The organism is Pseudomonas peli, from assembly GCF_900099645.1.
In the GTDB taxonomy this organism is placed as follows: Bacteria; Pseudomonadota; Gammaproteobacteria; order Pseudomonadales; family Pseudomonadaceae; genus Aquipseudomonas; species Aquipseudomonas peli.
Genome location: NZ_FMTL01000002.1, coordinates 178,085 through 188,178, shown reverse-complemented (window position 1 = coordinate 188,178; position 10,094 = coordinate 178,085). Strand labels below are relative to the sequence as shown.

Below are 10,094 nucleotides of genomic sequence, written 5' to 3'. Positions count from 1 at the left end.
TGCAAGCCATTTCAAGTTGGTGCACTCAGGAGGATTCGAACCTCCGACCGCTCGGTTCGTAGCCGAGTACTCTATCCAGCTGAGCTATGAGTGCATGTAACGCTTGCGCTGCAGACTTCTAAATCAACGCCTACAGCACTAAATAATGGCGGAGAAGGGGGGATTCGAACCCCCGACACCCTTTTGAGATGTACTCCCTTAGCAGGGGAGCGCCTTCGGCCACTCGGCCACCTCTCCGCAACACGGGGCGCATGATAACCATGTTTTCCCCGTTTGCAAAGCCAAAATTTCGATAAAAATTAGTGGCTTGGTTCTTCGCCTTTCTCTTTCTGGATGCGCTGGTAAATTTCTTCGCGGTGCACAGCTACCTCTTTAGGCGCGTTAACGCCAATGCGCACCTGATTACCTTTAACGCCCAACACGGTGACAGTGACTTCGTCACCCACCATCAGGGTCTCTCCGACCCGGCGAGTCAGAATCAGCATTCCTTTCTCCTTACGGATTTCAGTTCAGGACAACAGCAGTCTGCAAAAATAAAATGGTGGCAGCCCCGAACATCTCAAGCAGAGCCTTCACCCAAGTATTGACCAGTGTGAGCAGAAAGAAAGTTCCTGCTCATGCCAACCAAAAAGACGAAAGGCGCGGGATAAACCGCGCCTTTCGGATAATGCCTCAGTCGCCCTGTCGGGCCGGAGCATCCAGTTCAAAAGCAGTGTGCAGGGCGCGCACTGCCAACTCCAGATATTTCTCTTCGATTACCACGGAGACTTTGATCTCCGAGGTGGAGATCATCTGGATATTGATATTTTCCTTGGCCAGCGCCTCGAACATGCGGCTGGCTACGCCGGCGTGGGAACGCATGCCAACACCAACAATGGACACTTTGGCAATCTTGGTGTCACCGATAACTTCACGTGCACCCAGTTCGCGAGCCGTGTTCTCCAGCACCTCGAACGCCGCGGTGTAGTCATTGCGGTGTACGGTGAAGGTGAAGTCAGTGGTGTTATCGTGCGAAACGTTCTGCACGATCATGTCCACTTCAATGTTCGCAGCACTGATCGGGCCGAGAATTTTGAACGCCACGCCCGGGATGTCCGGTACGCCACGGATGGTCAGCTTGGCTTCGTCGCGATTGAAAGCGATGCCGGAGATGATCGGCTGTTCCATGGATTCCTCTTCATCAAGGGTAATGAGGGTGCCTGGCCCCTCTTGGAAGCTGTGCAGCACGCGCAGCGGGACGTTGTACTTGCCGGCGAATTCCACCGAACGAATCTGCAGCACCTTGGAACCGAGGCTGGCCATTTCCAGCATCTCTTCGAAGGTGATTTTTTCCAGACGCTGAGCCTGTGGCACAACACGAGGGTCAGTGGTGTATACGCCATCAACGTCGGTGTAAATCTGGCACTCATCGGCCTTCAGCGCAGCAGCCAGCGCCACACCCGTGGTGTCGGAACCGCCACGCCCCAGCGTGGTGATGTTGCCGTGCTCGTCGACACCCTGGAAACCCGCGACTACAACCACACGCCCAGCCTTGAGGTCGGCACGCAGTTTCTGGTCGTCGATCTGCAGGATGCGCGCTTTGTTGTGCGCGCTGTCAGTCAGGATGCGCACCTGGTTGCCGGTATAGGACACCGCCGGCACGCCAATCTTGATCAGCGCCATGGCCAGCAGGGCAATCGTCACCTGCTCGCCGGTAGAGACCATCACGTCGAGTTCACGCGGTACCGGCTGACCATCACTGACCTGTTTGGCCAGATCGATCAGGCGATTGGTTTCACCGCTCATGGCGGAAACCACAACCACAATGTCATCGCCGTTTTCGCGGAATTTCTTCACCTTCGCGGCCACCTGCTGAATACGCTCAACAGTGCCGACGGAGGTGCCGCCAAATTTCTGTACGATCAAAGCCATTTCAAAGCCGCCTCAGCCCGTGAAGGGCGCCCATTAAACAGATAACTCAATACCCTGCCAAGGCCCGCCGGGCGTATACCGGGCCTTGCTCTGTACACTCAAGCAATCCGGTACTTACAGACCTTGCTCAGCAAAAGTAACGGCCAGCGCCAACGCACCATCCAGTGCAGCCGCATCGACACCACCACCTTGGGCCATGTCCGGACGGCCGCCACCTTTACCGCCAACAGCAGCAGCTGCCTGCTTCATCAGCTCGCCGGCCTTCAGCTTGGCGGTCAGATCCTGGGTCACGCCAGCCACCAGCACGACCTTGTCGTCCTGCACGCCGCCGAGCAGGATCACCGCGCTGCCGAGCTTATTCTTCAACTGGTCGACCATCGCCAGCAATGCCTTACCGTCCAGACCGTCGAGACGCGCCGTCAGCACCTTGATTCCTTTGACGTCGACAGCGGAACCGGCCAGGTCGTTGCCGGCAGCGCTGGCGGCCTTAGCCTTGAGCTGCTCCAGTTCTTTTTCCAGCTGACGGTTGCGCTCCAGCACACCGGCGAGCTTGTCCAGCAGGTTGTCGCGACTGCCTTTGACCAGCGCCGCGGCTTCTTTCAGCTGCTCTTCCGCGCCGTTCAGGTAAGCAAAGGCTGCCGCACCAGTAACCGCTTCAATTCGACGCACGCCAGCTGCCACACCGCTTTCGCTGGTGATCTTGAACAGGCCGATATCGCCAGTGCGCTTGACGTGAGTGCCGCCGCACAGCTCAACGGAGAAGTCACCGCCCATGCTCAGCACGCGTACCTGATCGCCGTATTTTTCACCGAACAGCGCCATGGCACCTTTGGCCTTGGCGGTTTCTATGTCGGTTTCCAGGGTTTCAACTTCGCTGTTGCCGCGCACTTCGCGATTGACGATGGTTTCCAGCTCTTTCAGTTGCGCTGGAGAGATCGCCTCAAAGTGGCTGAAGTCAAAACGCAGACGCTGACTGTCGACCAGAGAACCCTTCTGGGTCACGTGCTCGCCCAGCACCTGACGCAGCGCCGCATGCAGCAAGTGGGTAGCCGAATGGTTGAGTGCAGTGGCCTGACGCACGCTGGCGTCCACTTCGGCCTTGACCGAGGTGCCGACGCTCAAGCCGCCTTTGACCGCAACGCCGTGGTGCAGGAATGCGCCGCCAGCCTTGGTGGTATCGCGCACATCGAAACGCACGCCAGCGCCTTCAAGGAAGCCGCAGTCACCCACTTGACCACCGGATTCGGCGTAAAACGGCGTCTGGTCGAGGACCACAACGCCCTCCTCACCTTCGCTCAGGCTGTCGACCGCTTGACCGGCCTTGAACAGCGCAATGATCTTGCCGCTGCCGCTGGTGCCCTGGTAGCCAAGGAACGCGGTGTCACTGTCAACTTTGACCAGGCTGTTGTAGTCCATGCCGAACGCGCTGGCAGAACGAGCGCGCTCGCGCTGCGCCTGCATTTCGCGCTCGAAACCTTCTTCATCCAGAGTCAGTTCGCGCTCACGGGCGATGTCGCCGGTGAGGTCCATCGGGAAGCCGAAGGTGTCGTACAACTTGAAGATCACTTCACCCGGAATCACCGTGCCTTTCAGCTCGGCCAAGTCTTGTTCAAGAATTTTCAAGCCCTGCTCCAGGGTCTTGGCGAACTGCTCTTCTTCGGTTTTCAGCACGCGCTCGATATGCGCCTGCTGCTGCTTCAGTTCCGGGAAGGCATCGCCCATCTCGGCCGCCAGTGCAGCAAAGATCTGGTAGAAGAAGCTGCCCTTGGCGCCCAGCTTGTTACCGTGACGGCAGGCGCGGCGGATGATGCGTCGTAGCACGTAGCCACGGCCTTCGTTGGACGGTGTCACGCCGTCGGCGATCAGGAAGCCGCACGAGCGGATATGGTCAGCCACCACTTTCAGCGATGCCTGGGCTTCGTTGGCGCAACCGATGGCCTGGGCCGCCGCGTTCAACAGGCTCTGGAACAGGTCAATCTCGTAGTTCGAATTGACGTGTTGCAGCACGGCACTGATGCGTTCCAGGCCCATGCCGGTGTCCACGCTCGGTGCCGGCAGCGGGTGCAATACGCCGTCAGCGGTGCGGTTGAACTGCATGAACACGTTGTTCCAGATTTCGATGTAACGATCACCGTCTTCTTCTGGCGAGCCGGGTGGGCCGCCCCAGATGTGATCGCCGTGATCGAAGAAAATCTCGGTGCACGGACCGCACGGGCCTGTGTCGCCCATGGTCCAGAAGTTGTCGGACGCGTACGGCGCACCTTTGTTGTCGCCGATGCGGATCATGCGCTCGACAGGAATGCCGATTTCCTTGTTCCAGATATCAAAGGCTTCATCGTCGGTGGCGTAGACGGTGACCCACAATTTTTCCTTGGGCAGGTTCAACCAGTTTTCGCCGGTGAGGAACTCCCAGGCGAAGTGAATGGCGTCGCGCTTGAAATAGTCGCCAAAGCTGAAGTTGCCGAGCATTTCGAAGAATGTGTGGTGACGCGCGGTGTAGCCGACGTTTTCCAGGTCGTTGTGCTTGCCGCCAGCACGCACGCACTTCTGGCTGGTGGCGGCGCGGGTATAGGCACGCTTTTCCAGGCCGAGGAAGCAATCCTTGAACTGGTTCATCCCCGCGTTGGTGAACAACAGGGTCGGGTCATTGCCCGGAATCAGGGAGCTGGAGGCGACACGGGTGTGTCCCTTCTGTTCGAAGAAGCTGAGGAAGGCTTCACGGATTTCTGCGCTTTTCATAGGAATCTTCCAAAAACCAGCGGCCACGACAAAGCCGGCAAAGGGCCGCATTATATCGGGCCTGCGCTAGGGGGCTAGTGCCTTTATTGATAGAGAGCGACTATTCATCGCTCCAAAACAATCAATTCCGGCGAAAGTCGGCGAAGGCTGCGACCACCTGATCGATATCCGCAGTGGAGATATCCAGGTGAGTCACCATGCGTAGCCGCGGCGCAGCAGTGAGTTTGATCCCGCGCTCTGCACAGAAGGCCTTCAACGCACCGGCCTGCTCGCCCACCTGGGCGTAGACCATATTGGTCTGCACAGGCTCCACCACATAACCCAACTCACGCAGGCCTGCGGCCAAGCGCTCGGCGTTGGCGTGGTCCTCGGCCAGGCGCGCTACCTGATTTTGCAAGGCATACAAGCCGGCCGCGGCGAGCATGCCGGCCTGACGCATACCGCCACCGACCATTTTGCGCAAACGCCGCGCCCTGCCGATCAGCTCGGCTGAGCCGCACAGCACCGAGCCAATTGGCGCGCCGAGGCCCTTGGACAGGCACACAGACACCGAATCGAAGTATTGGGTGATCTCCCGCGCCGGCACACCTAATTTGACTGCCGCGTTATACAACCGCGCGCCGTCCAGATGCAGGGCCAAGCCGCGTCGCGTCGTCAGCTCGCGTGCCGATTGCAGATAGGCCTGCGGCAGTACCTTGCCCTGCATGGTGTTTTCCAGCGCAAGCAGGCGGGTGCGGGCGAAGTGGAAATCATCCTGCTTGATTGCTACTTCGACCTTGGCCAGGTCCAGCGAGCCATCGGCTTCGCCATCGATCGGCTGCGGCTGGATCGAGCCAAGCACCGCGGCGCCGCCGCCTTCGTATTTATAGGTGTGCGCCTGCTGACCGACGATATATTCGTCGCCGCGTGCGCAATGAGCCATCAGCCCAAGCAGATTACTCATGGTGCCAGTCGGCACGAACAACGCAGCCTCGAAACCGAGCTCAGCGGCCAGATACAGCTCTAGACGGTTGACCGTAGGGTCTTCGCCATACACGTCATCGCCAAGCTCGGCGGCTTGCATGGCCTCGCGCATGCCTGGAGTCGGCTGAGTGACGGTGTCGCTGCGCAGGTCGATAACGGGCATGGCGGGCAATCCTTAGATAAGGCTAAAGCCCGATGCTAAAGCGCGCCCAAAAGGCAAACAAGGTACAGATCAGGCGAGAAAACGCAGGACAGATTACGAGCCAGCCGAGTGAACTCAAGCCAACTGCACGTCTTCGGCGGGGACTACAAGGATACCGGCGCGCAGGCCGTTCTTGACCTTGGGATTGGGGAAAATGATGCGGGCACCCGGCTCACTTACCACCCAGCGGGTGTCGGCCAGATCCTCGGCCAGCAGGTAGCCAATCGGCAGTTCGCTGAAGTTCTCGATATCGGCCGGCAAGTGCAGCTTGAAGGCGTCGCTGTGCTTGATAACTTCGCGCGCTACGGCAAATAACTTGAGCTCGCCCAGATCATCAGTGGAACCTTCGGGCTCGCGGCCTTCGATAAGGGCCTGCAGATGCAGTTCGAGCAGGTCGAGGTTGACCAGTTCGTTCTGCCCAAACGGCCGTGCCTTGCCCAGTTCTAGGGTGAAGGCTTCCGCCCCAAGCTGGGTATAGGTGTAGGCGCTGAAAGTGATCGAACTCTTGTTGTGCAGCAACACCGCCTCAATCCCGGCAGCGCTCAGGCGCGCCAGTTCACGCTGACTGCGCGGGCGGCCTTCCTGAAACGGGTAAAGGGCGAACTGCTCGATCTTCGACGCGCGAATGGCGGTGTGCAGGTCGTAGTGCAGACGGGTGCGCTCCGGCTTGCTGAAAAAGGCAGCGGCCAGATGCTCCAAGTCACAGGCACGCAACGCTTCGGCACCGGTGTGCTGATCGTGACGGCCATTGAACAGGCGGTTGATGTCCTGCTCGATATAACGCTCGCCGCTGCGCATGGCGGCAGGATTACCGAACAGAAAGAGAATGCGCGCTCGCGGCTTCAGCTGACTGCGGGCAATGCTCTGCAGCAGGCGGTCAAGCAATTCGATCGGTGCGGTTTCATTGCCATGGATGCCAGCTGACAGCAGCAGGTCCAGGCCATTGTCGCTGGCCACCGGCGGCGTTATTTCCAACGCGCCTTCGGCCAGCCAACGCAAACGCGTGCCCTCGGGAGTCAGCTGAATCTTCGCTGCCGGTTCGTGGCCGGCCAGGGTCAGTTCAAGCAGTTTGCCGAGGGCAAGCATGGGCGTTTCCTCAATCGTGGTTGCAGTCAGGGCCGTGCACGTGATCGTCGTCTTCGTCCAGGCCAGCGGCTTCCATTTCCAGCTCCAGGCTGACCAGGTTGGTGGCCAGCGGGCGCAGCAGCAGGTTGGCGTATTCGGCAGCGCCCTCCTCCACGTCTACACCGATCATCAGCTGGTTGTTGCCAACCTGCTGGAACCAGATTTCCTGGCCCTGCCAGATCACGGCAAAACGCGTGCAGGAGGTTTCCAGCTGGGTGCCGTCAGTGTCTTCGAGGATCAGTTGCAGGGCGTCGGACATGGTAATAAATACTCAATCAAGCTAATTGGAATGGATAAACCGCGCCCAGTTTAAGGATCTGCGTCAGTTCGTCCAAGGCCGCACGGCATTCGTTCAACAATTGTGGGTCAGCCAGGTCGTTTTCGCTCAGGCGATCACGGTAGTGCTTGTCGACCCAGACATTGAGGCTGTCATGCAGGGCCGGGGTCATGATCACGCCCTGATTGACCGCTGCCAGCTCGTGTTCCTTGAGCGCCACGCGCAGGCGCAGGCACGCCGGGCCACCGCCGTTCTGCATGCTCTGCTTGAGGTCGAACACCTTGACCTCGCGAATCGGCCCATTACCGCTTGTCAGTTGCTCCAGGTAGCGCCAGACATTGCTGTTGTTGCGGCACTCTTCCGGCACGATCAGCAGCATGCCGCCCTCGGCGCGGTTGAGCAGCTGGCTGTTGAACAGGTAGGACTTGACCGCATCCTCCACCGTCACCGCATCACGCGGCACGCACACCGCCTGGAAGTTGCCGCCACGGCGGGCGAGCTTATCGCTCAGCTCAGCCAGCACCTTGTCGGTTTCGAGGAAGGCGTCCTGGTGATAAAACAGCACCTCGCCATTGCCCACGGCGATCACGTCGTTGTGGAACACACCCTGATCGATCACCGCTGGAGATTGCTGGGCGTAGACCACGCCCTCATCGCTCAGGCCATGCAGACGGGCAACCGCCTGCGAAGCTTCCAGGGTTTGCCGCGCCGGGTAGCGCTGCGGGGCCGGGAAGCGGCTGTCGAAGGCGCTGCGGCCAAAGACGAAGAACTCCACACCGGCATCGCCGTAGCCTTTGCAGAAGCGCGTGTGGTTGGCCGCGCCTTCATCACCGAACTGACCGACTGCCGGCAACGCCGCGTGGTGAGCGAAGTGCTGCTCATTGGCGAACATCGCACCGAGCACGCGACTGGTGGTCGGGTGTTCGATCGAGCGGTGGAATTTGCAGTTGAGGTTGGCGGCGGTGAAATGCACGCGACCGTCCGCAGTATCGGCACTCGGGCTGACAGTGCAGGCGTTGGCCGTCCACATACTGGAGGCCGAGCAGCTGGCGACCAGCAGCGGCATGGCGTCTTTCGCGGCCTTCTGGATCACCTGCGCGTCAGTGCCGGTAAAACCCAGGCTGCGCAGCACGGCGACATTCGGGCGTTCCTGCGGGGCCAGTACGCCCTGCTTGAAGCCCATTTCCATCAGGGCCTTCATCTTGGCCAGGCCCTGCTTGGCGGCTTCCTTCGGGTTGGACGCCGCCTGGCTGTTGCTCTGCGAGGCGACGTTGCCGTAGGACAGGCCACCGTAGTTGTGAGTCGGCCCGACCAGCCCATCAAAATTCACTTCAAATGAGTTGCTCACAGACTTACTCCGGGGGTCAGGGTGGCGGGCAGGCTCAGGCTGTCGGATTCCAGCGAGGCCACCGGGTAGGCGCAATAATCGGCTGCGTAATAGGCACTGGCGCGGTGGTTACCAGAGGCGCCCACACCGCCGAATGGCGCGGTACTGGCCGCACCGGTCAGCTGTTTGTTCCAGTTGACGATACCGGCGCGGCTTTGCAGCCAGAACTGCTCGTAGCGCGCCTTGGAGTCCGACAGCAGGCCAGCAGCAAGGCCGTATTGGGTGTTGTTGGCCTCAACGATAGCCGCATCGAAATCGGCGTAGCGAATCACCTGCAGCAGCGGGCCGAAGAACTCCTCATCCGGACGATTGGCGACCTCAGTCACATCGATGATACCCGGGGTGAGCAAGGCGGCACCGGCCAGCGGCTGGGTCATTTCCAGCAGCGGCTTGGCGCCCTGGGTCAGCAGATGCTGCTGCGCCTTGATCAGGTGCTGCGCGGCGGCCAGGGAAATCACCGAGCCCATAAAGGGCGCAGGCTGAGCGTCGAAACTGCCGACCTTGATGCTTGCAGCAACCTCCACCAGACGTTCCAGCAGGCTATCGCCCCAGGCACCTTGCGGCACCAGCAGACGGCGCGCACAGGTGCAACGCTGGCCGGCGGAGATAAATGCTGACTGAATGATGGTGTACACAGCTGCGTTGAGATCAGCGACCTGATCGACCACCAGCGGGTTATTGCCGCCCATTTCCAGGGCGAGGATCTTGTCCGGGCGACCGGCAAACTGGTTGTGCAGCAGGTTGCCGGTACGGCTGGAGCCAGTGAAGAACAGGCCGTCGATACCGTCATGCGCAGCCAACGCCACACCGGTATCGCGCGCACCTTGCACCAGGTTGAGCACGCCTGCCGGCAAGCCGGCTTCGATCCAGCATTTAACGGTCAGCTCGGCGACTTTCGGAGTCAGCTCACTAGGCTTGAACACCACGCAGTTACCCGCCAGCAGCGCCGGCACGATATGGCCGTTAGGCAGGTGACCGGGGAAGTTGTACGGGCCAAACACCGCCACCACGCCATGCGGCTTGTGCCGCAGCACGGCGGTGGCGTCGGCCAGCGGGCCGCTCTTCTCACCGGTACGCTCGCGGTAGCTCTGGATCGAGATGGCAACCTTGTTGACCATGCTGGTGACTTCGGTGGCGGTTTCCCACAGCGGCTTGCCGGTTTCTTCACCGATGCAGTGGCCCAAGGCGTCGGCATGGCCTTTCAGGGTGGCGGCAAACTGTTCGAGCACGGCGATGCGTTCATCCAGCGAGCGCGAGGCCCAGGCGGGGAATGCAGCACGCGCGGCCTCTACGGCAGCGTCAACCTGTGCGGCGCTGGCCGCCTGACCTTGCCAGATGGCTTCCTGGCTGACCGGGTTGAGCGATTCCAGGGCTTCACCCTGGCCTGCGTGCCAGGCACCGGCAATGTAATGAGTGCTCATTTTGTTTTATCACTCCCAGCAAGGTATCGACCCGGCTTGCACCGGATCAGCAAATTGAAACAACGGCGC

General features: G+C 60.2%; 8 protein-coding genes and 2 tRNA genes. All 10 read right to left on the bottom strand.

Translation table 11 applies throughout. The features are described 5' to 3' along the window. Window positions 1-17 precede the first annotated feature (17 nt). Window positions 18-94 (bottom strand) — tRNA-Arg (locus tag BLO50_RS09575). Window positions 95-146: 52 nt separating this feature from the next. Continuing rightward, window positions 147-237, bottom strand: a tRNA-Ser gene (locus BLO50_RS09570). 62 nt (window positions 238-299) lie between these two features. After that, window positions 300-485, bottom strand: coding sequence for a carbon storage regulator CsrA (gene csrA, locus BLO50_RS09565; protein ID WP_025165378.1), 186 nt, complete (start codon window positions 483-485; stop codon window positions 300-302). Between the two features lie 187 nt (window positions 486-672). Next, the gene (locus tag BLO50_RS09560) at window positions 673-1,911 is read right to left on the bottom strand and encodes an aspartate kinase (protein ID WP_090251806.1); all 1,239 of its coding nucleotides are present in this window, start codon (window positions 1,909-1,911) and stop codon (window positions 673-675) included. Between the two features lie 114 nt (window positions 1,912-2,025). Further along, window positions 2,026-4,650, bottom strand: coding sequence for an alanine--tRNA ligase (gene alaS / locus BLO50_RS09555; RefSeq protein ID WP_090251803.1), 2,625 nt, complete (start codon window positions 4,648-4,650; stop codon window positions 2,026-2,028). Between the two features lie 121 nt (window positions 4,651-4,771). After that, on the bottom strand, window positions 4,772-5,776 hold the full coding sequence (ltaE, locus tag BLO50_RS09550; protein WP_090251801.1) for a low-specificity L-threonine aldolase: 1,005 nt from the start codon (window positions 5,774-5,776) through the stop codon (window positions 4,772-4,774). Window positions 5,777-5,890: 114 nt separating this feature from the next. After that, entirely contained in the window at window positions 5,891-6,901 is a 1,011-nt protein-coding gene (gene astE, locus BLO50_RS09545; RefSeq protein WP_090251798.1) for a succinylglutamate desuccinylase, read from the bottom strand. A 10-nt stretch (window positions 6,902-6,911) separates the two neighbouring features. Then, a complete protein-coding gene (locus tag BLO50_RS09540; protein ID WP_090251796.1) occupies window positions 6,912-7,199 on the bottom strand; it encodes a topoisomerase II in 288 nt (95 codons plus the stop codon). Between the two features lie 16 nt (window positions 7,200-7,215). Further along, window positions 7,216-8,565 (bottom strand): N-succinylarginine dihydrolase, encoded by a 1,350-nt coding sequence (gene astB, locus BLO50_RS09535; protein ID WP_090251793.1) that lies wholly within the window; start codon window positions 8,563-8,565, stop codon window positions 7,216-7,218. Beyond that, complete coding sequence (gene astD, locus BLO50_RS09530; protein ID WP_090251790.1) at window positions 8,562-10,025, bottom strand: succinylglutamate-semialdehyde dehydrogenase; 1,464 nt, start codon at window positions 10,023-10,025, stop codon at window positions 8,562-8,564. The genes astB and astD overlap by 4 nt, the downstream gene beginning before the upstream one ends. Between the last annotated feature and the right edge of the window lie 69 nt (window positions 10,026-10,094).

Coding starts and splice junctions, on each gene's coding strand:
- alaS (WP_090251803.1), bottom strand. CDS start 4,650: ATGAAAAGCGCAGAAATCCGTGAAGCCTTCCTCAGCTTCTTCGAACAG.
- csrA (WP_025165378.1), bottom strand. CDS start 485: ATGCTGATTCTGACTCGCCGGGTCGGAGAGACCCTGATGGTGGGTGAC.
- astE (WP_090251798.1), bottom strand. CDS start 6,901: ATGCTTGCCCTCGGCAAACTGCTTGAACTGACCCTGGCCGGCCACGAA.
- BLO50_RS09540 (WP_090251796.1), bottom strand. CDS start 7,199: ATGTCCGACGCCCTGCAACTGATCCTCGAAGACACTGACGGCACCCAG.
- astD (WP_090251790.1), bottom strand. CDS start 10,025: ATGAGCACTCATTACATTGCCGGTGCCTGGCACGCAGGCCAGGGTGAA.
- ltaE (WP_090251801.1), bottom strand. CDS start 5,776: ATGCCCGTTATCGACCTGCGCAGCGACACCGTCACTCAGCCGACTCCA.
- BLO50_RS09560 (WP_090251806.1), bottom strand. CDS start 1,911: ATGGCTTTGATCGTACAGAAATTTGGCGGCACCTCCGTCGGCACTGTT.